General features: G+C 68.5%; 23 protein-coding genes and 2 pseudogenes. 12 read left to right on the top strand and 13 right to left on the bottom strand.

Translation table 11 applies throughout. The annotated features are described in order from the left end of the window. Nucleotides 1–300: 300 nt before the first annotated feature. Nucleotides 301–762 (top strand): annotated as a pseudogene (locus IEW07_RS18740) (IS30 family transposase); the annotation flags it as partial. Between the two features lie 281 nt (nucleotides 763–1,043). Then, nucleotides 1,044–2,003, top strand: a complete 960-nt coding sequence (locus tag IEW07_RS18735; protein ID WP_188540031.1) for a helix-turn-helix transcriptional regulator — start codon at nucleotides 1,044–1,046, stop codon at nucleotides 2,001–2,003. 312 nt (nucleotides 2,004–2,315) lie between these two features. On the opposite strand, the gene IEW07_RS18730 is transcribed toward IEW07_RS18735, so the two are convergent. Next, nucleotides 2,316–3,473, bottom strand: a complete 1,158-nt coding sequence (locus tag IEW07_RS18730; RefSeq protein ID WP_229741974.1) for a serine hydrolase domain-containing protein — start codon at nucleotides 3,471–3,473, stop codon at nucleotides 2,316–2,318. A 907-nt stretch (nucleotides 3,474–4,380) separates the two neighbouring features. Between IEW07_RS18730 and IEW07_RS18725 the strand changes: the two genes are divergently transcribed. The 3 genes from IEW07_RS18725 to IEW07_RS18715 all read left to right on the top strand — a co-directional run bounded on the left by IEW07_RS18725 (nucleotide 4,381) and on the right by IEW07_RS18715 (nucleotide 6,333). Beyond that, nucleotides 4,381–5,262: an LssY C-terminal domain-containing protein gene (locus IEW07_RS18725; RefSeq protein ID WP_229741973.1), complete on the top strand. Its 882-nt coding sequence runs from the start codon at nucleotides 4,381–4,383 to the stop codon at nucleotides 5,260–5,262. A gap of 389 nt (nucleotides 5,263–5,651) precedes the next feature. Continuing rightward, complete coding sequence (locus IEW07_RS21200; RefSeq protein ID WP_229741972.1) at nucleotides 5,652–5,900, top strand: S-layer homology domain-containing protein; 249 nt, start codon at nucleotides 5,652–5,654, stop codon at nucleotides 5,898–5,900. Nucleotides 5,901–6,030: 130 nt separating this feature from the next. Then, on the top strand, nucleotides 6,031–6,333 hold the full coding sequence (locus IEW07_RS18715; RefSeq protein ID WP_188540028.1) for a hypothetical protein: 303 nt from the start codon (nucleotides 6,031–6,033) through the stop codon (nucleotides 6,331–6,333). A 490-nt stretch (nucleotides 6,334–6,823) separates the two neighbouring features. Here IEW07_RS18715 and IEW07_RS18710 read toward each other — a convergent pair whose 3' ends face one another. The 6 genes from IEW07_RS18710 to IEW07_RS18685 form a co-directional block, all read right to left on the bottom strand. Then, nucleotides 6,824–7,153: a histone-like nucleoid-structuring protein Lsr2 gene (locus tag IEW07_RS18710; RefSeq protein WP_188540026.1), complete on the bottom strand. Its 330-nt coding sequence runs from the start codon at nucleotides 7,151–7,153 to the stop codon at nucleotides 6,824–6,826. 733 nt (nucleotides 7,154–7,886) lie between these two features. Beyond that, on the bottom strand, nucleotides 7,887–8,543 hold the full coding sequence (locus IEW07_RS18705; protein WP_188540024.1) for a hypothetical protein: 657 nt from the start codon (nucleotides 8,541–8,543) through the stop codon (nucleotides 7,887–7,889). 1,162 nt (nucleotides 8,544–9,705) lie between these two features. Next, the gene (locus tag IEW07_RS18700) at nucleotides 9,706–10,224 is read right to left on the bottom strand and encodes a VCBS repeat-containing protein (RefSeq protein WP_188540022.1); all 519 of its coding nucleotides are present in this window, start codon (nucleotides 10,222–10,224) and stop codon (nucleotides 9,706–9,708) included. Nucleotides 10,225–10,635: 411 nt separating this feature from the next. Next, nucleotides 10,636–11,781 (bottom strand): DUF6226 family protein, encoded by a 1,146-nt coding sequence (locus IEW07_RS21195; RefSeq protein ID WP_229741971.1) that lies wholly within the window; start codon nucleotides 11,779–11,781, stop codon nucleotides 10,636–10,638. A 463-nt stretch (nucleotides 11,782–12,244) separates the two neighbouring features. Beyond that, nucleotides 12,245–12,583: a histone-like nucleoid-structuring protein Lsr2 gene (locus IEW07_RS18690; protein WP_188540020.1), complete on the bottom strand. Its 339-nt coding sequence runs from the start codon at nucleotides 12,581–12,583 to the stop codon at nucleotides 12,245–12,247. Between the two features lie 64 nt (nucleotides 12,584–12,647). Continuing rightward, on the bottom strand, nucleotides 12,648–13,148 hold the full coding sequence (locus tag IEW07_RS18685) for a hypothetical protein (protein WP_188540018.1): 501 nt from the start codon (nucleotides 13,146–13,148) through the stop codon (nucleotides 12,648–12,650). 371 nt (nucleotides 13,149–13,519) lie between these two features. Here IEW07_RS18685 and IEW07_RS18680 point away from each other — a divergent pair, with 371 nt between their 5' ends. From IEW07_RS18680 to IEW07_RS21190, 3 genes are all read left to right on the top strand, one after another. Continuing rightward, nucleotides 13,520–14,110: a recombinase family protein gene (locus IEW07_RS18680; protein WP_188540016.1), complete on the top strand. Its 591-nt coding sequence runs from the start codon at nucleotides 13,520–13,522 to the stop codon at nucleotides 14,108–14,110. A 172-nt stretch (nucleotides 14,111–14,282) separates the two neighbouring features. Beyond that, nucleotides 14,283–14,693 (top strand): four-helix bundle copper-binding protein, encoded by a 411-nt coding sequence (locus IEW07_RS18675; protein WP_188540014.1) that lies wholly within the window; start codon nucleotides 14,283–14,285, stop codon nucleotides 14,691–14,693. 453 nt (nucleotides 14,694–15,146) lie between these two features. Next, nucleotides 15,147–15,374: a recombinase family protein gene (locus IEW07_RS21190; protein WP_229741970.1), complete on the top strand. Its 228-nt coding sequence runs from the start codon at nucleotides 15,147–15,149 to the stop codon at nucleotides 15,372–15,374. A gap of 223 nt (nucleotides 15,375–15,597) precedes the next feature. On the opposite strand, the gene IEW07_RS18665 is transcribed toward IEW07_RS21190, so the two are convergent. Next, a complete protein-coding gene (locus IEW07_RS18665) occupies nucleotides 15,598–16,776 on the bottom strand; it encodes a cation:proton antiporter domain-containing protein (RefSeq protein WP_188540010.1) in 1,179 nt (392 codons plus the stop codon). A 318-nt stretch (nucleotides 16,777–17,094) separates the two neighbouring features. Between IEW07_RS18665 and IEW07_RS18660 the strand changes: the two genes are divergently transcribed. Both IEW07_RS18660 and IEW07_RS18655 read left to right on the top strand, forming a co-directional pair. Further along, complete coding sequence (locus IEW07_RS18660) at nucleotides 17,095–18,378, top strand: APC family permease (protein ID WP_188540008.1); 1,284 nt, start codon at nucleotides 17,095–17,097, stop codon at nucleotides 18,376–18,378. Nucleotides 18,379–18,539: 161 nt separating this feature from the next. After that, nucleotides 18,540–19,091, top strand: a complete 552-nt coding sequence (locus IEW07_RS18655; RefSeq protein ID WP_188540006.1) for a DUF421 domain-containing protein — start codon at nucleotides 18,540–18,542, stop codon at nucleotides 19,089–19,091. 171 nt (nucleotides 19,092–19,262) lie between these two features. Here IEW07_RS18655 and IEW07_RS18650 read toward each other — a convergent pair whose 3' ends face one another. The 4 genes from IEW07_RS18650 to IEW07_RS18635 all read right to left on the bottom strand — a co-directional run bounded on the left by IEW07_RS18650 (nucleotide 19,263) and on the right by IEW07_RS18635 (nucleotide 22,636). After that, a complete protein-coding gene (locus tag IEW07_RS18650) occupies nucleotides 19,263–19,919 on the bottom strand; it encodes a hypothetical protein (protein ID WP_188540005.1) in 657 nt (218 codons plus the stop codon). A 138-nt stretch (nucleotides 19,920–20,057) separates the two neighbouring features. After that, complete coding sequence (locus IEW07_RS18645; protein ID WP_229741969.1) at nucleotides 20,058–20,825, bottom strand: ion transporter; 768 nt, start codon at nucleotides 20,823–20,825, stop codon at nucleotides 20,058–20,060. Continuing rightward, nucleotides 20,822–21,340 (bottom strand): DUF421 domain-containing protein, encoded by a 519-nt coding sequence (locus IEW07_RS18640; protein WP_188540003.1) that lies wholly within the window; start codon nucleotides 21,338–21,340, stop codon nucleotides 20,822–20,824. The genes IEW07_RS18645 and IEW07_RS18640 overlap by 4 nt, the downstream gene beginning before the upstream one ends. A gap of 48 nt (nucleotides 21,341–21,388) precedes the next feature. Next, nucleotides 21,389–22,636 (bottom strand): cation:proton antiporter, encoded by a 1,248-nt coding sequence (locus IEW07_RS18635; RefSeq protein WP_188540001.1) that lies wholly within the window; start codon nucleotides 22,634–22,636, stop codon nucleotides 21,389–21,391. Nucleotides 22,637–22,859: 223 nt separating this feature from the next. On the opposite strand from IEW07_RS18635, the gene IEW07_RS18630 reads away from it, so the two are divergent. Continuing rightward, nucleotides 22,860–23,735, top strand: a complete 876-nt coding sequence (locus tag IEW07_RS18630; protein WP_188539999.1) for a potassium channel family protein — start codon at nucleotides 22,860–22,862, stop codon at nucleotides 23,733–23,735. A gap of 279 nt (nucleotides 23,736–24,014) precedes the next feature. Here IEW07_RS18630 and IEW07_RS18625 read toward each other — a convergent pair whose 3' ends face one another. After that, entirely contained in the window at nucleotides 24,015–25,985 is a 1,971-nt protein-coding gene (locus IEW07_RS18625; RefSeq protein ID WP_188539996.1) for a glycoside hydrolase family 15 protein, read from the bottom strand. Nucleotides 25,986–26,045: 60 nt separating this feature from the next. Here IEW07_RS18625 and IEW07_RS18620 point away from each other — a divergent pair. Then, nucleotides 26,046–26,632, top strand: a pseudogene (locus IEW07_RS18620) (glucose-6-phosphate dehydrogenase); the annotation flags it as partial.

Here is a 26,632-nt window from a genome sequence, read left to right as displayed (position 1 = left end):
TGGCCGCCTCACGTTCGGAACGCCACGCCCTCAGGGCCGGGTGTACACCACGCTAGGGGACGCCACTTCCTCGTCCTCCCGCCCAGTCGCTTGTCGAGGCCCTGTCGATAACCGCGCCAGCACGTCCTTACCCAGCGATCAACGTCGCAATTCTCAATCAGCGGTCGAGTCATCGGCGGGCAGCGGGCGGCCATTCCCAATGAGCCGTCCACGCGGCAGGGAGACCTCAGCCATACCCGCCGCCCGAGGGTGATCGAGACACTACGACAGCCCCGAAATCACCCACCACAACAACGTAAGGAAGGGGACCTCATCATCGGTTCAACGGGATCGAAATCCGCGATCGGGACCCTCGTCGAACGCACTACGGGATACGTGATGTTGTTGCATCTGCCTGGGGACCACACCGCCCGCACCGTTGCCGACGCCATGATCACCGCGATGAATACCCTCCCGGAGCAGCTGCTCCGTTCGACGACCTGGGATCAAGGAGCGGAGATGTCCCGGCATCAGGAGATCACGATGGCGACCGGTATGCCCATCTACTTCTGCGATCCGCATTCGCCCTGGCAGCGCGGCAGCAACGAAAACACCAACGGGCTCCTCCGCGAGTACTTCCCGAAAAGCACCGATCTGTCCTTCCACGGGCCCGGAATCCTCGAAAACGTGGCGGCTGAACTCAACCGCCGGCCACGCAAACGTCACGCCTACCGAACGCCCGCAGAAGTCCTCGCCGAGCTAGTCTCGAACCCAGTCAACTAAATCTGGTGTTGCAAACACCACTGGAATTCGCCGGTTATAAGACGCTTTGGTTATGAGACAGGACCATTGCGGCCACTGGGAGCTCTGCCGCCTCCCGGCACGTCATTCGCGGGCTGGTTCGGAGGAGGTGGCTGCCCCGGTCTTGGCAGGTAGGATGCAAGGCGGCTCCGGGGGCGTCACAGGTCACATTGGCGCGTGCGGGTGTGCCGGTGGGGCGGGAAAATGGACATTTGGAGCTGGGTGCTGCGGGGCGCGTCCGGCGCGGGAGGTGGGGTCGTCTTATGGGGGAGGTGTTCCGGCAGGAGCTGACGATCGCGGACCCGGAGGTGCTGGCCGGTCTGGGAGAGCGGACCGGGATGCGGTTCGGGTACAGCTCCACGGACCCGGAGTTCTCCTATCGGCTGTCGAGGGCCGGGGACGACCGGGGCGCGGTGTCGGCGGTACATGTGGGCGGGACGATGTCGCTGTGGGGCGACACCGAGACCTTCACGGTGGCCCAGGTGCACGGGGTGCGCTACGACTGGCAGATCGGCCGGCAGACCGGTAGTGCCGCTGCGGGGTCGCCGGTGCTGTTCCGCCCGGAGCATCCGTCCCTGACGGTGATCCAGGACGCGGACGTGACCCTGGCGCACCTGCCGGTGGAGCTGGTGCAGGAGGTTGCGGAGACCGTCTACGGCACTGCCACCCCGGTGGTGTTCGACTCCTGCACCCCGGCCGGGCCCCGGTGGGGGCGGTACTGGTCGGGTCTGGCCCGCTACGGGGCCGGGGTGGTGGCCTCGGGGGCCTTCGCCGAGCCGCTGGTGCGTGCTGAGCTCACCCGCTACCTCGCGGTGGGGCTGTTGGAGTGCTTCCCACTGGCCGGGGACCGGCAGGAGCGGTATTTGTCCATGGAGGCCCAGACCTGCCGCTACCGGGTGGCAGCACAGTTCTTCGACGACCACCCCGGGTCCCCGATCACGGTCGAGGACGCGGCACGGGCGGCCGGGACGACCACGGCCGCACTGGGGCGGGCGTTCCGCGCCAACCACCCGCTGGGGCTGAGCCCGGCCCAGTACCTGCGCCGGACCCGTCTGGAGGCCGCCCACCGCGAGCTGGAGGCCGCCGATCCCACGGCCGGGGACACCGTCACAGCGATCGCCGTCCGGTGGGGGTTCACCCACCGCGGCCGTTTCGCCCAGTACTACCGGCAGGTCTACGGGGTGAATCCCTGCCACACCCTCGACCACTGGGCACCGCGGTAGGGCCGAAGAGCAGGACCATGCCATGTGCTGGAACCGGTGGCCGGAAGACGGTCCTGGGCCGCGCATCGCCCCTCTGCCCGGGACCAGGGCCACACCGCAGGTCTCCCCCGCCATGGGGAGTGAGCGGGTGAGGCGGTGAAGCCTTCAGGCAGGCGACTCCACCGTGGTCCGGGCGCGGCTGAGGTGATCCCTGTCGGCCAGAAGTTCACCGGATCCAGACGGGTCCGCGACCAGCCCAGAAGCCATTCCTGCTCGTGGTGGTCATTGCTGCAGGCTGAGGATCCGTGGCCGATGAGGCTCTGTGCGGGGTGGTTACCGTTGTGGGTTGGGTGTGAAGGTGTGTCCCAGGGTGGTGGAGAGTTCGGCGAAGATCCGGGTGGCCGGTGAGAGGCACGGCAGGGTCTTGGGGTCATCGGCCAGCACCGGGGACTCGGGGCAGTCCCCGGAGGCGATGTCGCTGTTGACCTGCACCACGACGGTGGTGTCGGTGGTGGTGTCGTAGTAGACGGTGGTGTTGTAGCCGGGCAGCTCCCCGGTGTGCCCGACCCAGCCGTCGATGCACCCGAAGCCCAGCCCGTACCCGCTCTCGGGGGGCTGGAACGAGGTGAGGCGTTCCCGTTGCGCTTGCTCGCCCAGCAGTCCGTGTCCGGTGCCCAGCGCCTGGCCGTAGACCAGCAGGTCGTCCATGTCCGAGATCAGGTCCCCGGCGGTGTACCCCCAGGAGGGGTTCCAGTGGGTGGCGTTGTCCGGGGCGTGTGGGGTCGTGGTGTCACCTTGGAGGGTGAAGCCCTGCGCGTAGGGTTCGGGCAGCTCGGGGGAGTCCCCGGGCCAGAGGGTGTTCTCCAGCTCCAGCGGCTCGAAGATCTTCTCCTCCAGCACCTGCCCGACCGGGTCGCCGGTGACCTGTTCGATCACCAGGCCCAGCAGGATGTAGTTGGTGTTGGAGTAGTCGAAGCGTTCCCCGGGGGCGAACAGGGGGGATTCGGAGACGCCGGCGGCGACGAGTTCCTCCGGGGTGAAGACCGTCTCCGGGGCGGCGAAGAACCGGTCCGTGAACGCGGTGCTGCGGGTGTAGCTGGCCACACCGCTAGTCATGTCCGTCAGCTGGCGCAACGTGATCTGCTCCCCGTTGGGGATGCCCTCCACATAGTCCCCGATGGGATCCTCCAGGGAGAGTCTGCCTTCCTCGGCCAGCTGCAGCACCAGGGTGGCGGTGAAGGGTTTGGTGACCGACCCGATGCGGGTGTGCACACCGACCTCCATCGGCTCTCCCGTGGCCGGGTCGGCCACCCCATAGGCCGCCGTCCACCTTCCCTGCGGGGACACCACCCCGACCACCGCACCGGGGGCGGGCACCTGTTCGAAGGCTTCACGGGCGGTAGCGTCCAGCCTCGCCGTGAGCTCCTCCGGCAGGGGCTCGGTCATCTGGGAGGAGGGTTCCCGGGCGAGGACGTCGTCGACGTCGCCCACGCAGGCCTGAGAGCCCGTGGCCGACGCCGACGGTGCAGCCGAAGCGACCGGGGTGACCGCGTCTGCGGATAACGGGGTGGCGGTTGTCCCGCCGGTCCCGAAGAGCAGCGCCGCCGCCGTGGCGGCGACCAACGTGTGGCGTGTGGATCGTGTGGGCGATGACATCTTCGGTTCCCTCTCGATCGGCGCAGGGTGCCCTCCGGTGAGGTCCCTGCGCCCAGGAGACAGTGCTTCGGACTCGGTCGTCGTCGACGACGATGTCGATCCCTACGGCTCACTCCACTGCGAAGGCACCAGTCCTGCGGCACGCACGGACGCTGAGATCGATGAGATGACGGGCCGATCCAGGCCCCGGACCGCGCACCCGACCACGAGAAATCACGGGCTCCGGCGGTGCCCCCCAGCGTAGGTCGACCTCCCGGGCCGGGCATCCTGCACCCACCGGATTGTTATCCGACCGCCGAAGATGTCACCCCCGCGGACCCCGCACCGCAGGCCACGCCCCTGTGAGCATCGCGCATACGGGCCGGCCCGGTCCTTCCTCGGTCCAGCACGGGTGCATCGCCGGGCGTGACGGGGGCTTGTCGCTCGGGGCATCTGAGCTCCATGGTCGGTCCCCGGTCCGTTCGCAGCGCTTCGTATGGCTCCGCTGGTGGCCGATGGCGCCGTCGTTCGTGTGCTCTGAGGCCAGCCCACCGCCCGGTGCCCAGCGGCGGGCCCCCGGTGGCCAGACGCGGGGCAATGTGTGCCCGGCGAGTGAGGCGACCTGGCCGTCAGATCCGCCAGGGCGGGCGGGACACAGGTTTTCGGGATGCTTCCACCGGTGTTCGTGCCGCCACTAGCCTGAGAGACCACGACCGGCAGCCGGAGACGTCATGCCGCGGGGCCGGGGAACGGGGAGCACGAGGTGGGTGCACGCAACGGGGGGCCGGCCGGCGACCAGCAGCGCCTCGTGCCCCGGGGCGGCGGCACCTGGCGGGCCACCACGGTCCTGTGGGGACACCGGCTCGGTTTCCTGATCACCACCGTGCTGGCCGGCTGGGGCGTCTACCACCTCCTCCTCGAGGAGATCGACGACGACGGGCGCCTGCCCTGGCTGTTCCTGCCCCTCTGGGCGCTGTCGGCCTATGTGCTGCTGCCGCGGCTGAACCGTCTGCTCACCGGCATCTACGTCCCCAGCTATTTCATCGGTCGGGCCCGCACCGCCGACGGACTGCTGGGGGACCCGGTCAACCTGGCGGTGATCGGCACCCCGGCGCGGCTGTCCGCCGCGATGCTGGGGGCCGGCTGGACCGCCGCGGACCCGTTGACCCCGGCCACCGGTTGGCACATCGTGCGGGCCTCCCTGCTGGGCCGCAGCTACCCGGCCGCACCCGTCAGCGCCCTGTTCGCCTTCGGCCAGCGGCAGTCCCTGGCGTTCGAGCGGGAGGTGGCGGGCAGCCCGGCCCAGCGCCACCACGTCCGGTTCTGGACCTGCCCACCGGGGTGGAGGCTGCCCGGCGGGTACGCGGTCGACCTCATCGGGGCGGCGACCTTCGACCGGCGGGTAGGACTGTCCCTGTTCACGTTCCAGATCACGCACAAGATCGCCGCGGACACCGACCAGGAGCGGGACCTCGTGGTCTCCTCCTTGCGCTCCGCCGGTGCCACGGTGCACGTCCTGCGGCACTACTCCACCGGCTACCACGCGCGCAACGGGGGAGGGGACGCCATTGAGACGGACGGGCACCTGCCCATCGTCGACATCCGAGCATCCGGGGTGCGGGGAAGCGACCCCGACGGCCGATGAGCAGCCCCCCAGCCGGGACCGCCGGGGGTCCGACGCATCGGCTCGCCGGGCGGCGCCACGGTTCTCTTCCTCGAGTGCGGCGAGCCGCTGGGCGTCGTCGGTTGTGGTCCCGGGGTGATGGCCTTCGTCAGCCTCGGCCTATCTCACCCAGTTCCACAGTGTCCCCGGGGTCAACCCATCTGCTGGACCACCCGGGACAGCGCCCCGGCTCTTGGTCGCCGGATCACGCAGGGCTTCCTCCGCCATCCGTGTTGCACGCATACGCAACCCGTCCGGGTACCTCCTCGGTGCTGTCACGGCTCTCATCGTCCCGGGGAACGAAAGCCGCTACCAGACCCGTCACGAGACACTATCGGGACCTCCCCGTCACCCGGCAGTTCTCCGTGGAGGTGAGCCTGCTGTCCCAGATCGGGGTGGTGAAGGGGTACCCCGATAACACGTTCCGCCCTGACGAGAAGGTCACCCGGGAAGCCACCGCGGCGTTCCTCTACCGGTTGGCCGGCTCCTCGGCCTACACCGCCCCGCCCACCTCCCGGTTCAGCGACGTGAAGCCGGGGGCGCCGTTCTACAAGGAGATCTCCTGGATGGCCGAGCAGGGTTTCGCCACCGGCTGGCCCGACCGCTCCTTCCGCCCCTAGGCCCCGATCGCCCGGGATGCGATGGCGGCGATGCTGCACCGCTTCGAGCAGGTCTACACCGGGGCCAACCGCGGCAACGGGATCGTGCAGTGACCGCACCCGGGCACCCGGACCCGAGGAAGGGGATCGGATGAGGGCCAGGACGTGGCGGGCCGTCGGCGGGGCGCTGTTCGGCGCCGGTGCCGGCAGCATCTACGGCACACTCAGGGCGTTCACGGCGGGTCCGTACTGGCTGGGCGGGGCGTTCCTGATCATCACGGTGACCCTGCTGGTGCTGGGATGGCGGATGTTCAGACGGTCCCAGGCCGAGGAGGCGCTGGAGTCCGCCGCCCGCTACGACGCCGATGTGGCCCGGCACGATGCGGAGAGGATCCGTCAGGAGGCCCACCGTGCACAGCAGAAGGACCTTGACGCACCCGGTGCGGTTTCCTAGCGGTGGGGCCCTCCTCGGACGCAGGTCCTGCCTCCCCAGTCGGGAGCGGGCGGCCCGCGCGGCGTGCCACGGTACTTTCGCCCCAGGATTCCCTGTGCCCTGAGATCACCCAGCGGCCATGGCACAGTTGCCAGGACGGGTTGTGGGTCAGTGCCGGCGGGGTGATCGAGTGGGGTGGGGCAGAGAGCGGGGCGGGGCAGCTCTCCCGGCTGTCCCGCCCCGAATAGCGCGTCCCTGGCGTGCCCGGCCCGCTACCCAGCAACCCCCCCGGAATCGGGTGCGGCCGGTCGTTGCTACGGGAAGCACTGAGGGTGGTTCGGTGGTGATCACCCGTGTTTTCCCTTGTCAGCCCAGGATGAGCCCAGAACATCGGGCGGTCAATAGCGATGGGGAACATGACTTCCCCAGGATCACCCCGGCAGCGCGCGCATGGGATGAGACGCTCAGGACTCCTGCCGGCCCGCCGTGGAAGCCCGGCAGAAGCGCTGCCTCAGGACTGGCTGGTGGCGACGTAGTAGGCGTCGCGGATGTGCTGGTGGATACGGCCGCGGTCGGAGACCTGGTGACCGTGCTCCTTGGCCCAGGCCCGGATCTTCGCCGTCTCCGAGGAAGAGGCTGTGGGGCCGGCGGCGCCTACCGGGGCCCGCGGGGGCCTTGCGGCTGGCCGCCGTGCAGGCGCGCAAGGCCTCCGCAGCATCTGCGCGTTGGCGGCCGACAGGTCGATCTCGTAGTCGCGCTCGTCCAGGGCGAAGCTCAGGGTCTCGTCGGCGGGGCCGCCGTCGAGGTCGTCCTCGAGCTCGATCACAACATTCTGGGCCATGGGTGGTGGTTCCTCTCGAGGTAGGGGTGGGTGAGATAGAGGGACTGTGCCGGCGTGCGTGGTGGCAGGCGTCGTCGGTGGGGTCCTCGACGGTGGTGGGGGAGTCAGCGGCCTCAGCGGTTTGATCCGCCTTGTCGGCCTCGGCCGTCTCAAAAGTCCCGGTAGGCGGGGCCGGGTCTGCGGTCTTGGTGCGGTTGCCGGTGATGATGGTGCCCTCGTCGGTGATCACCCTGTTGTCCCTACTCAGGACAGGAGGTGCCCGCGGCTCTGAGGGATCAATAGCACGAGTGAATATGACATGGCCCAGGCTGTGCCCTGACGTGAGGGGGCTCGGCCGGCCGCCGCCCCCAAGGGCGCAGCGCGTTCCCCTCCCCAGGTTCCCCGCCACCGTGCTGCGGTGACGGCGCGGAGGCAGACGGGGGTCCCCTTCCGTGATGTCTGAAAAACCGAAGAGGGCTGCGGCGCTGTAGGGGGTTGGAGGCCCTTGTGCCCTCTGCGGGGCTTATGGGCCGTTGACGGCGAGGACCGGGCGGTGGCCGGGGGCGGGGGCACCTTCTCGGGTGCTGGAGTGTCTGTGCCGTGGGTCTGGTCCCGGGCGGCCGCGAGAGGGTCGTGTTTCTGCGGAGCTGCGCCACATCGGCGATGGCCTGCCCAGTACACGACATAGAGGACTGATGTGGAATGGGGTGCCCGTCCTGTTGGACGGGCACCCCCTCAGGGATCACACGGGTGATCAGTGCTTCTTGCCGTTGTCCTTCTCGCCGTTGTCCTGTTCGAAGAGCACCGTCACGTGACGCTTCTCGACGGCCTTGACGGTCTTGCCGGTCTTGTCGGTGTACTTGGCGTCCTTGTGGTACTTCCAGTAGTCACCGCCGTGGGCCTTGTCCTTGGCGATCGCGGCGGCCTTCTTCAGCTCCACGTCCTCGTAGCGCTTGGACTCCCACTTGCCGTGCTTGGTCTTGTGCTTGATCACGACGTCGACCTCGCCGTTGTCCTTCTCATCGTCGTCCTGTTCGAAGAGCACGGTCACGTGGTGCTTCTCGACGGCCTTGACGGTCTTGCCGGACTTGTCGGTGTACTTGGCGTCCTTGTAGTACTTCCAGTAGTCACCGCCGTGGGCCTTGTCCTTGGCGATCGCGGCGGCCTTCTTCAGCTCCACGTCCTCGTAGCGCTTGGACTCCCACTTGCCGTGCTTGGTCTTGTGCTTGATCACGACGTCGACCTCGCCGTTGTCCTTCTCGTCGTGGTCTTTCTTGTGCTTGTCCTCCTGGCCGTGCCCGCCCTTGCCGTTGTCATGGCCCCCGTCGGCGAACGCCGGTGCGGCGAACGAGCCCGTCACGAGCAGGCCGGCCAGTGCAGTGCTGGCGAGTGTTTTGCGCAGAGCATCCATGATTTCCCCCACTTGTCTGCCATAAGGTTTCCACTAGTGAAGTGAATGGCCCCAGCGTAGGCCGCCCTGCGGCATGCACACAAGGAAATTTCGCATATGTTAAACGGTCACTTTGTCCCCGAGGAATGGTGGCTTTTCCACTTTCGGGTAAGGCTCCATGAGAGCTCGCCCGAGGCGTTGTCACTGGTCAGAGCCTCCTCCGCTGTGAGAGTCAAGCAAATGAGATGTGAATTTCCAATTGGAAATATATGCTTAAGAACCTTCTTGCCGCGGGGACTGCAGGTCTTCCCTTGAATGCAGAAGTTACTCTCCCGTCGATAATCCCGTTATTTCGACGACAATTCATGGATGCAATTTATTTCCGTATGTAAATGTTGCCGATTCGGGCGCCTTCCTCTGGGTCCTCTGCTGGTGGCTTGGGGCTCTCACCCCCTCCCCACGGACGAACCTGTGGAGGAAGGGAAGGACCCCGATGGGTGGGAGGTGCCCGTCGGGGACACGGGATGCGCACTGGCGACCTCGGTGTCCCCGGATCCGGTTCGGTTTCCTTCCGGGGCCCGCCCCCGGGCCCAGTGACACCTGGTGTGCTTGACCTGCCGACTGGCCAGAGGAGGTCCTTGGGTATCGGCAGGGCCCGTGGCGGGGTGGGAGGCCCCGCCTTCGAGAAGATCGTCGCGCACCGACTCGGCCAGTTGTGCGGCCGGGACCGCGATCGTGGTTGCGGCCTGCTGCACCGGGGCGGTGACGCGAAGGGCTCGTGGGTGGTTTCGGCGGCGTGGACAGTATGGGCAGTTGGGTGGCCGACGGCTAACTGCTTTCTTCGCCCCCCGGTGGTTCGCGGAGGTTGGGGTGGCCAAGAGCAGCGTTGCGAGCCCTCTTCGAGCAGGTCTCCAGTGCCCCGGTGTTCTCGGCCCTGCCCGCAGGGTGCAGTACGACGCCGAGCGTGCCTGGGGCTTCTCATCGGACCCACGCGCTGGTGCAGGGGCTTGTCGGGAGACCTCGGGCGCGACCCGGCTCAGGGCGGGGCCGCACGGGGTCCGGCGGGCGGCTTCGTCGGTGTCGCGCCGGTCCTGGAGGTGGGGGTCTCCGGCTGGCTCACCGATGGTGCCACCGCGGAGTCGGCATCGGCCCCCCACGCCCTGTGCTGGATCGAGCGGGCACGCTATCTGAAGTTCCCGGTCACCACCTGCACTCCCGGGGTCGGGGCCCAGCTGGCGATGAAGTTCGGGGCGGCCCTGTTGGTGATCTGCCAGGTGCCGTTGCCCTGAGAGAAGGCCACCGGGATCGTGTTCCAGCCCGGGGTCTGGCGGACCAGGGCGATGTCGGTGCGGCCGTTGTTGTTGAAGTCCCCGGTGATCACCCGCACCCCGGGGGCATGGGCCCAGTCGGCGATGAAGTTCGGGGCTGCGCCGTTGGTGACCTGCCAGTTGCCGTTGGGCTGGGCGAAGGCCACCGGAATCGTGTTCCACCCCGGCTGTTGACGCACCAGGGCGATGTCCGTTCGCCCGGTCGGGACCGCTTGGGTCCTCAACGATTCTCGGACGGCGGCGGCAGCCGGCGATGCCGCGCCCACCACTGCGGCCGAGGCCAGCACCGAGCCGGCCGTGATGAGATGCCGCCGGGACATCTCGGCGGAACGGGCCTCAGCGGCCCATGGGCCCGGCTGGTTGCGATCAGTCATGACGTGCTCCTTCAGTGGTGGAGGCCCTGTCCAGCGGCCGTGCTGGGGGAAAGGGCGGGACGGCCGGAAGCCGACATCCAGGCAATGGACACCCAGCCGCAGAAGCTGCCCGTGGCCCCACCCTCTGCCCCTCCCCGTTACTGGTGCGTGACTACTGGGACAAAACCCCTTGTCAGACAGTCATGAAGCGCCATGTGGGAGGCACCCGGTGCTCGAGCTGCCGAAGTCCTCTGAGGGGGCAAGCCGGGCTCCACCGTTGCCGATCCCCCCCGTGGAGGAAGGCTGATGCATGAGTCTTCGACCCAAGAACATGTGTCGGAACACCAGGGATGCAAGACAGGTAGGTTGCGCGATTCTGCGGGTTGTTGGTCCGGGGTCGTATATATCATCGCGGGGCAGTGGCCTGGAGGTTCAGGTCCTTCCCACGGATGGCGGCCAGGGTCGCCATCCGTGGGGAAGACCGGCCAGGCGCTTCTCTGCCTGCTGGAGGCGGGTGAGGGAGTCGGTGGGGGGTTCGCCGGGACTGCACCAGGCGCTGTCGCCGTCGGGGCCCGTCCAGGCGTACTCGTAGAACCGCTCATCGCCCACGGGGTAGCGTTCGCGCAATCCTCCGCCGGCCACGGCCAGCACGAGCTGTTCCAGCTCCTCGGCCGGACCCTCGACCGTCTGGTCGCAGGCATCGCAGTCGCAGTCGGGCAGGGGCAGGTCGTAAAGGGCCCCGGCGTGGACGATCACCCCTGGTTCGTCGGTGAGCACGATCGTCAACGGGGCGGCCTGCGGGTGGCGGGGGGTGAGCCGGGTGGCGCGCACCATCCCGGCAGGGGTCCGGGTCAGGTCCTGAGCAACCGAAGGGTCCTCCTCCACAGTCACGTCGTAGGTGGCCGCCAGGTGATCGATCAGTGCTGCGGCCACCGTGTGCAGGCCGGTGAAGCGTTCTGGGTGGGTGACCACACTGTAGGCCTCCTCCGGTGCACCATCCTCACCCCACCGGTTCCCGTAGGGGATGACCTGCCCCTCCGGGGTGCGAAAGACCTGTACGGGCAGGGGCGGGCGAAGGTAGGGGCCGCTGCCGACCGGTGGCAGGGCAGGAACGGGCGGGGGATCTGCGCCGGCCCACTCCTGCACGCGGGCCACGAAGCGCGCCGCCTGGCCCGGGGTGGCCATCCTGAGCTGGTCGAGGACCGGGGCCACGACGAAGGGGAAGTCGTCGGTGCCGACGGTGGTGATGCCCTCGTCCGTGGTCTCCCACCGGGCGTCAGGGCGCAGACTCACCAACGTGTTGCCCACAAAGACGGTCGCCGCCGCGGACAGCCCCGTGTCACGCTGCAGCTGCCGGGTGTGCTCCCGCAGGAAGGACACCAGGGCCGGAAGGTCGCCGGCCAGCTGCCGGGGTTCCGTCTGGTGGGTGGTGCAGAAGGTGAGGAACGGGGCGTAGCCGGACACGTGCCGGATCCCGAGGTCGGCCGCCCGTGCCGCCCGGTACCAGCCCTGCCCGGAAGCAGGGGGTGCTGGTGGGAGCTGGGCCGGTCCGTCGAACACGTCCTCTGCGGCCTCCATGAGGGGAAGCGTAGCCCTCCCGCGCCCCCATGAGGCATCTTCTTCACCCTCGGCTCCGGCTTCCCCAAGGGCCCCTGGTGACCCCGGGTGGAGGGCCGGTCCTGGGACGAGTGCTGGCGGCGTGAGGTCCGGGGGAAGGGTAGTGAGCGGGGCGGGACAGCTCTCCCGGCTGTCCCGCCCCGATAGCGCGCCCCTGGCGTGCCCGGTCCGCGGCCCATCAACCCCCCGGAAGCGGGTGCGGCCGGTCGTTGCCATGTGAAGCGCTGAGGGTGGTTCGTTGGTGATCACCCATGTTTTCCCTTGTCAGCGAAGGATGAGCCCACGGCATCGGCCGGTCAATAGCGATGGGGAACATGGCATTTGCCGGGCCACTCCCTAGGGTCGCCCCGCAGGATGGGCGTGGGGCGAAGTGCTCAAACTCTTCCTGTCGACCCGTTCCAGCGGCTCGGCAGGAGGTGTTGCCTCAGGACTGGCTGGTGGCGGCGTAGTAGGCGTCGCGGATGTGCTGGTGGATGCGGCCGCGGTCGGAGACCGGGTGGCTGTGCTCCTTCGCCCAGGCCCGGATCGAGGCCGTCTCCGAGGAGGAAGCAGTGGCGCCGGTGGTGCGCCTGCGTCGCCCATTGCCGGTGGGGGCTTTGCGGCCGGCTGCCGTGTAAGGGCCCAAGACCTCGCGCAGCTTCTCCGCGTTGGCGGTGGAGAGGTCGATCTCGTAGTCGCGCCCGTCCAGGGCGAAGGTGAGGGTGTCGTCGGCGGGGCCGCCGTCGAGGTCGTCCTCGAGCTGGATGATGACGTTCTGGGCCATGGGTGGTGGTTCCTCTCGGGGTAGGGGTGGGTGAGATGGAGGGACTGTGCCGGCGTGCGTGGTGTCAGGCGTTGTTGGTGGTGCTCTCGACGGTGGCGGGGGGGTCAGTGGTCTCAGCGGCTTGATCTGCCTCGTCGGCCTCGGCCGTCTCAGAGGTCCCGGTGGGTGGAACAGGGGCCAGGGTCTTGGTGCGGTTGCCGGTGATGATGGTGCCCTCTTGCGTGAGGTCCACGCAGAGCATGCCGTCCTCGGTGAAGGGCTTCCATCGGCGGGTGGCGGTGGTGTCGATGCCGTAGTGCTGGGTGAACGCGGTGGCCGAGACGATGGCCTGCCCGGGTCCGTTCTTGGATCCGCTGCGCACCGCGTAGGCGTGAGGGGCGGAGTCGTCGGCCTGACGCAGCGCCACCACGTTCCGGGCGCGGTCGTAGAGCAGCTCCACCGTCTCGGCGTTGTCGATGAGGTCGTGGGCCGCCTTGTTCAGCGAGATCACCCCGCGCTTCTGGATGGTCACACTCGGCGCCTTCGCCAGTGGAGTCATTCTCTTGTCGAAGACCTCGAACCCCATCGTGCCCTCCTGAAGCCAGACCATTAATAAATACCGACTGCCCACAATAGTCATGGATAGGTATGAGTTCCCAAATTTTGCAGTGCTCGACCATGATGAGCACCGTGGAAGGGAATCCACTGTGGGGTCACCACCGCCAATGCGTTCATTGCTCTACCAGACACTGCATGCCTCCCGATGTTCTGCATGGGAGCCCCAGCTGTTCCGTAGAGCGGACTGGGCGTCTCTCAAGGCATGGGATACGAGACGTCTCGTCGAAGATTTTTGCACCCGCAAGATACTGGGGCGCGGAGTGTCTCGTAGCTATGTGCTTTATCCATGGGCCTAGAATTGGATACTGAACGTTAGTTGCAAGACATATGGGGGTTGACGTGAGCAAGTTGATTGGGTATGCCCGGGTGTCGACACGGCACCAGGACGCGGACCGTCAAGTGCATGACCTGCGGACCGCCGGTGTGCGGAACGATGATCTCTATGTCGACCATGGAGTGTCTGGAGCCCGTGCGTCCCGCCCCCAGTTTGACAAAGCGGTGGCCGCCCTCGAGATCGGTGACACTCTGGTCATTACCACGCTGGACCGTCTGGGACGCTCGACGCAGAACATGCTGGCCTTCGCCGAAGCACTGCGCAGCAGGGGAGCCGGTCTGCGGGTGCTGAATCTCGGCGGGGGAGACGTGGACACCTCTACCCCAATGGGCTCGATGGTTTTCACCGTGATGGCTGCCCTGGCCCAGATGGAGCTGGAGATCAAGCGCGAACGCATCACCGACTCGGTGGCCAAGCGCCGGGCCGCCGGCAAGGACCTCGGCGGGCGCCGGCAGACCTTCACCGACTCGCAAATCCGCAACGCCCTGCGTTTGATCGAGGGTGGGGAGCCGGCCACCCAGGTCGCCCGAGACCTGGGGATGTCCCGGGCGACCCTGTATCGCCGCACCCGGGAACTGCCCATGTCGATTGTCTGAGGGGGGATCGGCCCTGAAATCGGTGGCGGGTGGACGCTGGCGTGGGCGGGCATTCATGGAATCTTCACGGGTAAGTGCTTCACTCCACCGGACCAAAAGTTTACTGTCGAGTGCATGGTCGGCCGGTTCCGGCCGGTGCGTCTTCCGGACCGAAGCAACGAAGGAGCACGTCATGACCCATCACGTGAGCGCGATGCTGGAGACCTATCCGAAGGACCTGGGCGGGGTGGACCAGGGCAAACTGGCGGCCTGTATCGAGGCGTGCTTCGAGTGCGCCCAGACCTGCACTGCGTGTGCGGACGCGTGTCTGTCCGAGGACATGGTGGCGGAGCTGGCCAAGTGCATCCGTACCAATCTGGACTGCGCGGACCTGTGCGAGGCCACTGGGCGGGTGCTGTCCCGGCACACCGGTTACGACGCGAACATCACCCTGGACGCGATTCGGGCCTGCCAGATGGCGTGCAAGGCGTGTGCCGATGAGTGTGAACGTCACGCGTCGATGCACGAGCACTGCCGGATCTGCGCCGAGGCGTGCCGGCGCTGTGAGCAGGCGTGTGCAGAGCTGGTCGCTTCCTTGGGCTGAGCCCGGTCACCCGGGCGGCGGGGCGGTGAGAAGGCCCGTGGCCGGCCGGGATCGGAGCCGCGGGTCAGGCCAGTCCTGCCGGGGCAGGCAGTCGCCATGACGATCCCGCCGCCCGGGTGATGCCCCGGTGATCGGCTCGTCTCGTGCAGAACCGTCTCCCCGGGAACCGGCCCTCTCCTGGAGGCCGACGCCGACCCATGGGCGCCCGTAAGGGGCTTCCGTGGGTGAAATCCGTGGGTGAAAGTGGAGTCTGGTTCGCTGACCGGGCACGACCGGCTGCGGGTTCTATTTCCCCCCGTCCCTTGTTCAGTACAGCCCTGTCCGCGCAGATCGTCTCTGCGCCGGGGCGGGGTGATCACCGAGTCGGCACTTCAGGGTCGAGTTCCTCGTCGCGGAAGAGAGACATCATCACGGGTTGCACCCATTTCCTCGGCCGCCGCTGAACGGGAAGGCGTGGACACCTCCACCCCGATGGGATCGATGATCTTCACGGTCATGGCCGCCCTGGCCCGGATGGAGTTGGAGATCGAACGCGAACGCATCACCGACTCCGTGGCCCCACGAAGGGCCACCGGCAAGGACCTCGGCGGGCGACGACCCACCTTCACCGACTCCCAAATCCGCAAAACCTTCCGGAGGACGGCCAGCAGCGGTCGTGCCGGCCGGCCACAGCACCCATGACGAACCGGCCGGTGCGCCCCACCGGCTGGGCGATTTCATGGGCTCGGTGACGCCCGTTCCGGTGTGTGTGCGGTGAAGACGGTGACACCACGCGCGGGTGCCCCGACCCGGCTCCTGCCTATCCTCCGTCTCTGTACCGGAGGGGCCGTGCACTGTCCCCGGCCCCTGTTGAGATTTAGAAATTCGCAGAAGTTGTATGGGCCGCTCTCGGCGTCCCTGGCCGCTACAGCGGTCGGGATTCTCGTTCGTCGAGTTTCTTGGCCACCACGACGTCGGTGGAGGAATGGGCCAGGATGGACAGGAAGATCACCAGGGCAATGAGGTGGAACAGTTCGTCGGCGGCACCGATCCCGGACTCCAGCACGAGGATCCCGTAGACCACCGAGGCAAATCCTTTGGGACCGAACCACATGGCGGCGACCTGCTGGTTACGGGGCAGCCCGGATCTCAGGAACGACACCCACAAAGCCAGTGGCCGGGCGGCTGTCAACGCCAGGACGGCGAACACCCACCCGGCGAGCGGGATCTCCTGGAAGAGGAAAGCGGGGGTGATCAGTGCGCCGAACACCAGGATGGCAGCGAGCTTGAGCAGTTCGGTGAGCAGTTCCCCGAACTGCTCGAACTCGTGCCGGAACTCCGGACCGTAGCTGGCCACGGTGATCCCCGCGGCAAAGGCGGCGAGGAACAGATTGGCGTGGGTGGCGGTGCAGATGGCCAGCACGAGCAGACCCATGGAGACGGTCAGCAGCGGTTGAAGGTTGTCCTGGGCCTTGAGGAAGGGTAGCCGCTCCAAGCGCAGCACCACCAGGGGAACGAGCACGCCCACCGCGATCCCCAGCAGGATCTCCTCGGTCAGCTGCCATCCTCCGGCCTCGGTGCCTCCGGCGGCGGCCAGCAGCACCAGCACGATGGGCAGCGCCAGCCCGTCGTTGACCCCGGACTCCACGTTCAGCAGGTGTCGCAGTCGAGGGGGAACCTCTTCCCGGCCCACGATCGCCGAGGCGAACACCGGGTCGGTGGGAGCCAGCACCGCCCCGAGGAGGAAGGACTCCAGCCAGGGCAACCCGACCACGAAGTGGGCCAGAGCGGCGGTGATCACCAGGGTCAGGGGCAACCCCAGCAACAAGGCCCGACCGGGCAGGTGCCAGGCCGTGCGCAGGTCCCTGAATCCCACTTTCATCCCGTCGGTGAACAGCACCGAGAACAGTGCCAGCTCCGCCAGGGTCTCCACCACGGGGTCCCCGGAGGCCAGGGGAATGACGTCCAGGACACCGTCCCCGAGCAGGAAACCGCCCAGGAGGAACAGCACCGCGGTGGAGATCACGGTGCGGCTGGCCCGTTCGGAGATCAGCATCCCGATCAGCAGCAGCACGGCGAAGGACAACAAGAGCGACCCGGGCATGGAACCTCCTCGACCAGCACCACGGGCGGCTCCCACGAGCGGCCCAGAACGGCTGTGGTTCACGGTGCGTCGGGCTGCGGGAGGACAACGTACAGGCCCGCGCGCCCAGCCAAGCATTCTCGTCGAGCTCTGGCAATGCCCCGCGGAGGTGCCTTGTTGCGAAGCCGCGGCCGTTTCCGGGGCGCAGGGGGGCTTGTTTTCCGCCCCCCGCGAGAGAAAGGTGGCCCTGGACGGGGTCCTGCCGCCACAAGGGGCAGGGCCGACTCCTCTGACCCGATCCAGATACGTGGAAGCGGGGCGCCGGTCGTAGGGGGCACCATGGGAGCACCGGAAGCGTCTGCCGGATCGAACAAACTCACCTGGAACGGCACCTATTGCATGGCCGTGGGCGGGATGGTCGGTGGCGGGATCTTCAGCGTGCTGGGTGTGGTCGTCGAGCTGGCCGGCAGATGGGCCTGGGTGGCGTTCCTGCTGGCGGGGGTCATCGCCTGGCTGGCGTCGCTGAACTACGTGGCGCTGACCACGCGCTGGCACCAGGGCGCCGGCTCCTACGGATACCTGCGCCGGCTCCACCATCTCCGGTCCGCCGGCATGCTCGCCTGGATCCTGGTGGCCGGCTACGTGCTCACGGTCAGCGTCTACGCCTTCACCTTCGGGCACTACCTGGCCACCGTGCTGGGGCTGAGCACGAGCCTGTGGCCCCGGGCGTTCGCCGTGGCCATCGTGGTCGTCCTCGTACTGGTGAACCTGCGCGGGGTCGGTGACAGCCAGCGGCTCGAGGAGATCACCGTGTGGGCGAAACTGGCGATCCTGATCGGGCTGGCGGGCATCGGGCTGTGGCGGTTCGAGCCGGCGAACCTCTCCGCCGGTGCCCCCGGGACCGGGGCCGTGGGCGTGCTCATCGGCGCCGCCTCCATCTTCATGGCCTATGAGGGCTTCCAACTGCTCACCTACGACTACGACGACATCGAGAACGCCGACAGGATCCTCCCGCGCGCGGTGCCCCCGGCCGTGGTCACCGTGACCGCCACCTACATCATCGTGGCGCTGGGGGCGGCCTCGCTGGTGGGAGCCGGGGTGCTCGTCGAGCAGAAAGAGGTGGCCCTGGCAGCGGCCGGCGAAGCGGCGTGGGGCACCACCGGTCTGGTGGTAGTCACCGTCGGGGCGGTCTTCGCCACCGGATCGGCGATCAACGCCACCCTGTTCGCCACGGCCCGACTGGCCAGGGACATCGCTCAGGCCGGGGACTATCCCGGGTGGGTGGGCCACACCAACGGACACCAGGTCCCCGATCGCGCCGTCGTCCTCCTCGGGGCCACGGCGGCCCTGCTGGCCGCTGTGGGCGGGCTGACCACGCTCGTGGAAGCGGCCAGTCTGGTCTTCCTGGTCACCTTCGGCGTCGTCGGTGCCATCGCCTGGCACCAGCGGATCGGCCACCGGGCGGTGGCCGTTCTCGGGTGCCTGTTCACGGGGGCGGCGGCGCTGGTGCTCACCGGCCGCCTGGCGCTGGAGACGCCGCTGGCGTTGGCGGCTCTGGTCGGGCTGGTGGCGGTGACACTGGTGGTCCAGCCCAGGATCGCCCGGCGGCAGCGCCGTTCCTGAGCCGCTCTTGCATGTGCGCCTTGGCATCGTGCTAGGCGGGCAGAGTCTGTGAGGGCAGGTCCGAGGCGGCGGGAGGGCCGGTGCGTGTGCGATCCTGCGGTGGGGGCACAGACGGGGCCGCTGCTCCGGGCGCACCGGCCGGGCGGACCATAGGAGGCAGCATGTGGGCAGACCTTTTCCTCACCCCCTCGGAAGCCGTGACCGTGGCCGTGTCCACCACCGGCATCTACTGGGCGTTCGTGGTCCTGGTCCGTCTGCTGGGACAACGGGCGCTGGCCAGGATGTCCAGCGCCGACCTGGCCACGGTCGTGGCCCTGGGAGCGGTCATCGGCCGGGCCGCCCTGGGCTACACGCCGACGCTCGGCGCCGGGGTGATCGCCCTGGTCACCCTGTTCACCATGCAGGCCCTCGCCGGGCGGATCCGGCGCCGGGCCCGCATGTCCCAGGTGCTGAACAACCGGCCGGTGCTGCTCATGGCCGGCCACGAGGTGCTCACCGAGAACCTGCGGCGGACGCACCTGGCCGAGGAGGAGCTGTGGCCCGCCCTGCGCCTGGCCGGCATCCGCAACCGCACGGAGGTGGCCTGCGTGATCCTCGAGCCGACCGGGGAGATCAGCGTCCTGCGCCGCGGCGAAGCGCTGGACCGGGACCTGATGACTGATGTGCGCGGCGTGGAGCATCTGCCCGGCCACCTCTTCGACCACGGCCCGTGACAGAGGGTCTCCAGCCTGCGACGAGACATGGTCCGGGACCGCCTCAGATCCTCGCGGCCGCGCGATGCCCACCCCCGGCATCCGCCTCCTGACTCCGGCCAAGAGGTCCGCCCGCCACCGAGGACGACCTCTTTTCAGCGCCTCTTTTCAGCGCCTCTGGTTTCTTGAGTGCTATTCCTCGACACCGGTAATGATCGCCAGCAGCACGGAGTAGGCCACCAGGCCGATCGAGAACCACCCGAAGCTGGAGGAGCGGTTGGTGGGGACCTCCTCCTTGAAGACGTTCAGCAGCACGGACCCGCCCAGCAGCGCGGTCAGCACGGCGACCAGCAGGGTGCTGGTGGGGGCTGCAATCGCGCCCAGGACCCAGCCGCCCACCAGGGCGCCGGCCAGCAGAAGACGCCCGTTGGTGCGGAAGCGGTGCGGGTAGTGTTCGGTGAGACCGCGGTCGGTGAGCACAAAATGCAGTCCCATGGCCACGGTGAACAGCACGGCGAACAGCAGGCCGGTGCGCACCCGCAGGACCATGGTGTAGGTGATCAGCAGGTTGTAGACCATGAACGAGCCCAGGTGCAACCAGTACACCCCGGCCGACTCCGGAGCTGTCCTTGGTTCAGTGGCCGCGCCACGTGAGGCGGTGGTGTCCCGGGTGCCGTGGGCGGTGGCCAGACGCTCCAGACCGTAGAAGGCGGTGAACCCGGCCAGGGCCACCAGGAAGATGGCCAGCTCCAGCAACGGGGTGGGCTCGAGCACATCGGACAGGGCCTCACCGATGGCTTCGTTGCCGGCGGCGATCTCGGGCAGCAGATGCAGGAAGACATAGGACACGGCCAGGCCCCGGCGAAGGAGCCGGTGCAGCGCTCCGGGACCAGGGGCAGCGTGCGGATCTGCGGGGCGGCCAGGTGAAGGATGGCCAGGGCCGCGGTCAAACCCGCGGCGATCCACACGCTGGCGGTGATGCTGAGCTCAAGGGCTTCCATGCGGGCTTTCCCCGTCGTCGTCGGGGGCCGGCAATCGCTCATGCGCTGGGCATTGCTGGGTGTTCTCGGAGGTGGCAGGGGCAGGGTGGTCCCGCAGGAAAAAAGCCCCCACGGTGCCGGCCAAAGTGGCGAAGACCCCTACGGAGTACACGGCCAGCACCACCTGCAGGACCTTGGAGAAGGGGTCGGTGGTGGTAATGCCGCTGCCGGTGACGGTAGCCAGGGCGGCCTCGTATAGGGCGCTGCTGTAGTCGGTGTGGGATTCGACGGCATAGAGCAGTTGACTGGAGGCAAGCACCACCACCACGGTGACCGCCGCTAGCCACCCGATGCGGCTGGACAGCAGTCGCCCGGCCGACCGGGAGCCGCGCACCCCGGCCGAGACGATGCCCCCGGCCCTCGCCAGGCGGCTCAGCCGCGCCAAACGCACCAGCCGCAGGGCCTGCAGGGCCCGGACGAAGCGCAGGAACGGCAGCAGCAGGAAGAGCACCTGCCACCAGTTGCGCCGCCAGAACGCGGCCTGGAACCCGGCGATATAAGCCCGCAACCCGAACTCGGCGACGAACACGGCCCAGCACACCCAACCGATGATCGTCAGGGTGCGGCTCCACCCCGGTTCAGTGACCAGCAGCTGTCCCAGCACCACGAACAGGAACACGATGCCCAGGAAGCCCATCGGGCGGTCCAGGGGATCCGCCAGGGCCTCGGCCGCCGCCATCCTCTGTGCCGGCGGGCGGACCGGACGGCTGCTCACCCCTCGCCCGCCCCGTGCACGTCCTCCAACGCGGAGCCGTTGCCGTACTGGCTGGTGGTGATCACGCTGAGCTTGCCGTTGGTCTCCAGCACCACGGCTTTCACCTGGGACAGGTCCCCGGCGCCCTGCATCCGTACGGCTTGGCGCAGCTCGGACTCGGTGAGCCGGTTGGACCTCAGCGCTTCGTGGCGGATCCTCCCGCCGGCCAGCAGCAGCACCGGCTGGGCGGTGAACACACCACGGGCCCGGGGCCACCGCGCCGAGATCCACGCCACCAGGCACTGCAACCCCGCCAGCAGCCCCAGGGCGGTGACGCCCTCGGCCCAGGACACGTCCGCGCTGAGCAGGATGGTGGCCAGGGTCGAGCCCAGGGAAACGGTCACGACGAAGTCGAAGGCGTTGAGCTGGCCCAGGGTCCGTTTTCCCGAGGCCCGCAGGATCACCACCAGCACCGTGTAGGCGGCCGCCCCCACCAGGACGATCCGGGCGAGGGTCGGCCAGGAGTCAATCCACACGAGCGTCTCCTTCCGCCGGAGTTGGAATGTCATCGGGGCAGTGGGGCCTCATGTGGCCGTCTCCGTACGCTGCTTGCGTTGCGGTTCCCGGCGGGCCAGCCAGGCACTCAGCGGGGCGGTGGACAGCCCGTGGACGACCACCGAGGCCGTGATGGCTAAGGTGGTGTAGACGAAGATCTCGTGGTGGCCGGTGTGGCGTTCGGCCAGGGTGGCGTAGAACAGCGCCGAAACCCCGATCGGCCCGAACCAGCTCAGGAACCCCGTCTCAGGACGGTCGTGCACCCCGCGCAGCATCGGGTACAGGACCCACAGGGTGACCAGGCGGCGCACCAGCACCGCGGCCAGCAACGCCACCGGGGCGTCCCAGCCCAGCTCCACCCATTCCGGCAGGGGCAGGGCCAGACCGATGAGCACGAAAATCGGCAGCAGGAAGAACCGGTTGACCACGTCGTCGACCTTGTCCTCCTGCTCCTCCTCACGCTGAGGGATGACCTGGCCGAAGACGGCGGCGGCGACGAACACGGCCAGCACCGCGTCGGTGCCGGCCAGCTTCCCCGCCCCGAGCACGAACAGCCCGAAGGGCACCAGGAAACCCAGGTAGGAGCTTTCCTCCATGAGACCCTTGTCCTTGACGAGAACGAACAGCTTCCCCAGCAGGTACCCGGCGACCGCCCCGAACACCGCGGCGCCGAGGACCTCCCATAGCAGCACCGTGGTCAGCAGCTCGGGCCAGGACTGATCGGGTGTGGTCAGCAGCAGCACCGGCAGCATGACGAACAGGTAGCCCAGCCCGTCGTTGATCCCGCTCTCGGCCGAAAGGTTGTGCCGCACCCGCTCCGGGACCCTCTCCTCGGCCATCGACCCGGTGACGACCGGGGTGGTCACCACCGGGTCGGTGGGGGTGATGATCGCCCCCATCAGCAGGGCCAGGACGAACGGCACCCCCAGCAGCCCCCACAGCACACCGGTGGCCACCACGAGCATCAGACCCATGCCCACCCCGATGACCACGGCGATCCACCGCGCGTTGGCCCGCCAGTAGCCGTGGGGCAGGCGCAGCGCCACCCCCGCCAGCCCCACCCCCAGCGTGATGCGTGCGGCCTGTTCCAGCAGCGTGCCGGTGGGCACGCCGAAGTCCTCGATCCGCAGCAATCCCAGGGCGAAGGGGCCGATCAGCACCCCGAAGGCCAGGGCCAGCACAGGCCCGGGCAGGCTGATGCGCTGCAGCGCCGAGGAGAACGCCGAGAGCACCAGCACGATCCCGGCGAACAACGCCAGCACCAGATTGATCTCCACCGCACCTCTCCCGTCGCCGGTCCATGGACCTGGTTGGTGGTGGACCCGACTGCCCCGGCGGGGTGGACCCGGGTAGCCCGGCGGGGCGGAGTCGGGCGGCTCCTAGCACCGCATCCCACCGTAGCCTTGTCAACGGTGGGGGAGGCAATCGCGGCCGGCCCCACTGACCCCCGGTCCGCTCAGCACGGACTCGGCCCCGGCCCCGGTGCGAAAGAGATTCTCGATGCAGGTAGTCCTGACCGTTCTCGGTGCGGTGATCGTCGTGGCAGGGCTGCGCGACATGTACCACAGCCTGTTGCACCCCAGCGGCAAAGGAGCCCTCAGCCACGCGCTGATGGCCGCGGTGTGGAAGGTGTCGAAGGCCACCGGGCACCGCCTCGGCTCCGCCGTCGGCCCGGCAGCGATGGCCGCCGCCGTCGTGCTGTGGGTCGCGCTGCAGGGCGTGGGCTGGGCCCTGATCTACGCCCCGCACATCCCCGGTGATTTCCTCTACTCCTCCGGTATCGACCCCGCCCGCTACAACGACTTCCACGAGGCCCTCTACGTTTCCCTGGTCACCCTGGCCACCCTGGGCTTCGGCGATGTCGTGGCCACCGACCCCTGGGTGCGGATGGCCACCCCGCTGGAGGCCCTGGCCGGCTTCGGGCTGCTCACGGCCGCGCTGACCTGGTTCACCCAGGTCTACCCGCCGCTGTCCCGGCGCCGTGCCCTGGCCCTGGACCTGAAGGCACTGGCCGACACCGATTACGCCGAGGAACTGCCCCGGCTGAACCCGGTGGCCGGCGCCGCCGTGCTGCACACCCTGGCCTCCCAGATCAACAAGGCCCGCATCGATCTCACCCAGCACACCGAGAGCTACTACTTCCAGGAAGAAGACCCGGACCTGTCCCTGGCCCGGCACCTGCCCTACGCCCTGGTGCTGCGTGACGCCGCCACCGCCTCCCCGGCACCGGAACTGCGCACCGCCGCCAACGTGCTCTCCCAGGCGCTGGAGCAGCTCGGCGCCAAGCTCCGCGAAGACTTCGTGGACGCCGACGAAGACCTGCACGAGGTGTTCACCGCCTACGCCACCGACCACGGACGCCGATCCCGCGGGTAAACGCCTCCACGCCGCACAAGGAGTATGGGGAGCACGAGTGGGCCGACTCGTGTCGGGGACGGGCCTGTGGTCAGGCACTGACATCACGAACCGCATCAAGGACGATTTTCCGGTCAGCCTGAACCGGGGAAGTAGTCTCTGCCTCCCGAATCACCACCGTGTCGTACACCGGTGGTGCCGCAACTGAGCCACGTCCACCATCGATCGCGATTCCGCCGGCGACGTTGGGCGGCCTCAGGCCTCCGGAAGACCCTCACGCGGTCAGGCGTTGGCCGAGGACTAACCCAAAGCGTTTCCGGGGAGGCCTGCTGCCGCCCCATCGATGCCGAGGCGCCGGTCCCGGTCGGAGAGCCTCTGCTGGCCGGTGGCCTCCTCGAGGGCGTCGACGGCGCGGATGAACCCGAGGTGGCTGAACGCCTGGGGGAAGTTCCCGGCCAGCCGCCCGCTGGCGGGGTCGTACTCCTCGCTGAACAGGCCCAGATCGGTGGCATAGCTGGTCATCTGATCCAGCAAGGCCCGGGCATCGGCGGAGCGGCCACTGCGGGCGTGCTGTTCCACCAGCCAAAAGGTGCAGATCAGGAACGGGTATTCGTTGCCGGGCAGCCCGTCGAGACCTGCCTCAGTGCGGTAGCGGCGTAACAGCCCCGTGATGTCCAGCAGATCGTGCTCGATGCGGGCCACGGTGCCCAGCATCTTCGGGTCGTCGTAGGCGATGAACCCTGTATGCGGCAGCTGCAGCAGGGACGCATCGACCTCCGTGTTCTCGTAGGTCTGGGTGAAGCAGTTCAGCTCCCCGTTGAACCCGCGCTCCAGGATCTCTTCCCGCAGCTTCTCTTGCAGACCGCGCCACCGGTTGACTGGTCCGTCGAGACCATGCTGCTCGACGGCGCGCACGCCTTCGTTGAAGGCCGCCCACATCATGGCCCGTCCGTGGACGAAGATGCCCGGGTTCCCGCGCATTTCCCAGATCCCGTGGCCGGGACGGTCATAGTTGTCCTCGCAGAAGCGCAGCAGGTTCTTCTGCAGCCCCCAGGAGTACTCGTCCTCGGCCACCCCGGCCTCGCGCAGGGCGGCCAGAGCGATCATGACCTCCCCGACGACGTCGGCCTGGTACTGCTCGGCGGCCTCGTTGCCGATCCGCACCGGGGCCGAGCCCTCGTAGCCGGCAAGGTGGGTCAGGATGGTCTCGGGCAGCTGGCGTTCCCCGGCGACCCCGTACATGATCTGCAGATCCTCGGGGTCCCCGGCCACGGCCCGCAGCAGCCAGTCGCGCCAGTGCATAGCCCCATCGGTGAAGTCGTGACTGATGAGGGTCTGGATGGTCAGGGCCGCGTCGCGCAACCAGGTGTAGCGGTAGTCCCAGTTGCGCACCCCGCCGAACTCCTCGGGCAGAGAGGTGGTGGCCGCGGCCACGATCCCGCCGGTGGCCTGATGGGTCAAGGCGCGCAGGACCATCAGGGACCGCAGCACCATCTCGTCATGGTCATCGCCGATCCCCACGTTCGCCGACCAATTCCGCCAGTAAGTCACCGTCCGTTCCAGGGCCTGCTGGGGCTCCACCGGTCGCGGGGGGTACCGGTGAGACTCGTGCCAGGTCAGCACCCAATCCAGCGACTGGCCGGCCGCCAAGGCGAAGACTCCGGTGAGCCGGTCGGAGACCGCACCCTGGTAGTCGTCGGGGTGTCCCTTGAGCGAGGCCTCGTGGCGGTCCTCCATGCCTTCCTGCGGCTCGACCTGCTGGGCTTCGTGCGGGTGCAGCAGCGGCCCGGCCAGCAGCAGGGCGTTCGGCCCGGCCACCGACAGCAGCCCCTCCCGGGCGGTCCCGCGCAGGTCGACCCGGCGGGTCCAGGGCTTGGAACGGTTGTAGTCGAAGCGGATCCGCAGGTCGTGCTCGACCTCCACCCGCCCCTGCATGCATTCCACCCGGCGGATCAGATCGGCCTGACCGTCGTGCGGAGGCAGGAAGTCGGTGACCACCACGGTGCCCGTGCGGGTGCGCCACGTGGTCTCCAGCACGAAGGTCCGCGGCAGATACCGACGCGAGACGACCTCCCCGTCCACGGCGAAGAGCCGCCACCGCCCGTCCTCCGGGGTCCCCAGCAGGGCCGCGAACACCGAAGGGGAGTCGAAACGCGGGAAGCACAGCCAGTCGATGCTGCCATCCCGGGAGACCAAGGGCCCGGTGGCCAGATCCGACAACAGTGCATAGTCCTCCAACGGCGTGAACGCGCTGGGCGAGGCCTGACTCATGGGCCCATTCAACCAGCCACCCCGGGCGACACCCAGAACCTCCGCGAGTACCGTGACCGCATGGACACCATCGGCACTCTGATCATCCTGGGCGCCACCGGCGACCTCACCTCCCGGCTGCTGCTGCCCGGGCTGGGGCGGCTGCTCACCGAACAGCCCGACCGCCGGCTCCGCCTGATCGGCGCCGACCTCGCCCCGCGCGACAGCCGGCAGTGGGCCGAAACCGTTCGGGGAGCCTTTGACAGCGTCCAGGCCACCGGATCGGCCGTCGAGCACGCCCTGGCCCACGCCGACTACCTCGTCACCGATGCCTCCTCCGCCGAGGACCTGCAGCAGGTGCTGGCCGGCGCCGAGGGGATCCCGGCGCTGTACTTCGCCCTGCCTCCGGCGGTGACGGCCAAGGCGGTGCGGGCCCTGCACCGGGTCGAGCTGCCGGAGCACACCGTGCTGGCCCTGGAGAAGCCCTTCGGCGTCGACCGGCCCAGCGCCTCGGAGCTGAACCGGATGCTCGCCTCCCTGGTGGGGGAGGACCAGGTCTTCCGGGTGGACCACTTCCTGGGCAAGTCCACCGTGCTCAACGTCCTGGGCCTGCGCTTCACCAACCGTGTGTTCGAGCCGGTGCTCAACCGTGAGCACGTCGCCAAGGT

Source organism: Kocuria dechangensis (genome assembly GCF_014636775.1).
Lineage (GTDB): Bacteria > Actinomycetota > Actinomycetes > Actinomycetales > Micrococcaceae > Kocuria > Kocuria dechangensis.
The sequence above is the reverse complement of the archived record's forward strand: the minus strand, read 5'-3'. Positions and strand labels throughout refer to the sequence as shown.

Coding starts and splice junctions, on each gene's coding strand:
- IEW07_RS18735 (WP_188540031.1), top strand. CDS start 1,044: ATGGGGGAGGTGTTCCGGCAGGAGCTGACGATCGCGGACCCGGAGGTG.
- IEW07_RS18715 (WP_188540028.1), top strand. CDS start 6,031: ATGAGGGCCAGGACGTGGCGGGCCGTCGGCGGGGCGCTGTTCGGCGCC.
- IEW07_RS18710 (WP_188540026.1), bottom strand. CDS start 7,153: ATGGCCCAGAATGTTGTGATCGAGCTCGAGGACGACCTCGACGGCGGC.
- IEW07_RS18705 (WP_188540024.1), bottom strand. CDS start 8,543: ATGGATGCTCTGCGCAAAACACTCGCCAGCACTGCACTGGCCGGCCTG.
- IEW07_RS18700 (WP_188540022.1), bottom strand. CDS start 10,224: ATGACTGATCGCAACCAGCCGGGCCCATGGGCCGCTGAGGCCCGTTCC.
- IEW07_RS21195 (WP_229741971.1), bottom strand. CDS start 11,781: ATGGAGGCCGCAGAGGACGTGTTCGACGGACCGGCCCAGCTCCCACCA.
- IEW07_RS18690 (WP_188540020.1), bottom strand. CDS start 12,583: ATGGCCCAGAACGTCATCATCCAGCTCGAGGACGACCTCGACGGCGGC.
- IEW07_RS18685 (WP_188540018.1), bottom strand. CDS start 13,148: ATGGGGTTCGAGGTCTTCGACAAGAGAATGACTCCACTGGCGAAGGCG.
- IEW07_RS18675 (WP_188540014.1), top strand. CDS start 14,283: ATGACCCATCACGTGAGCGCGATGCTGGAGACCTATCCGAAGGACCTG.
- IEW07_RS18665 (WP_188540010.1), bottom strand. CDS start 16,776: ATGCCCGGGTCGCTCTTGTTGTCCTTCGCCGTGCTGCTGCTGATCGGG.
- IEW07_RS18660 (WP_188540008.1), top strand. CDS start 17,095: ATGGGAGCACCGGAAGCGTCTGCCGGATCGAACAAACTCACCTGGAAC.
- IEW07_RS18655 (WP_188540006.1), top strand. CDS start 18,540: ATGTGGGCAGACCTTTTCCTCACCCCCTCGGAAGCCGTGACCGTGGCC.
- IEW07_RS18630 (WP_188539999.1), top strand. CDS start 22,860: ATGCAGGTAGTCCTGACCGTTCTCGGTGCGGTGATCGTCGTGGCAGGG.
- IEW07_RS18625 (WP_188539996.1), bottom strand. CDS start 25,985: ATGAGTCAGGCCTCGCCCAGCGCGTTCACGCCGTTGGAGGACTATGCA.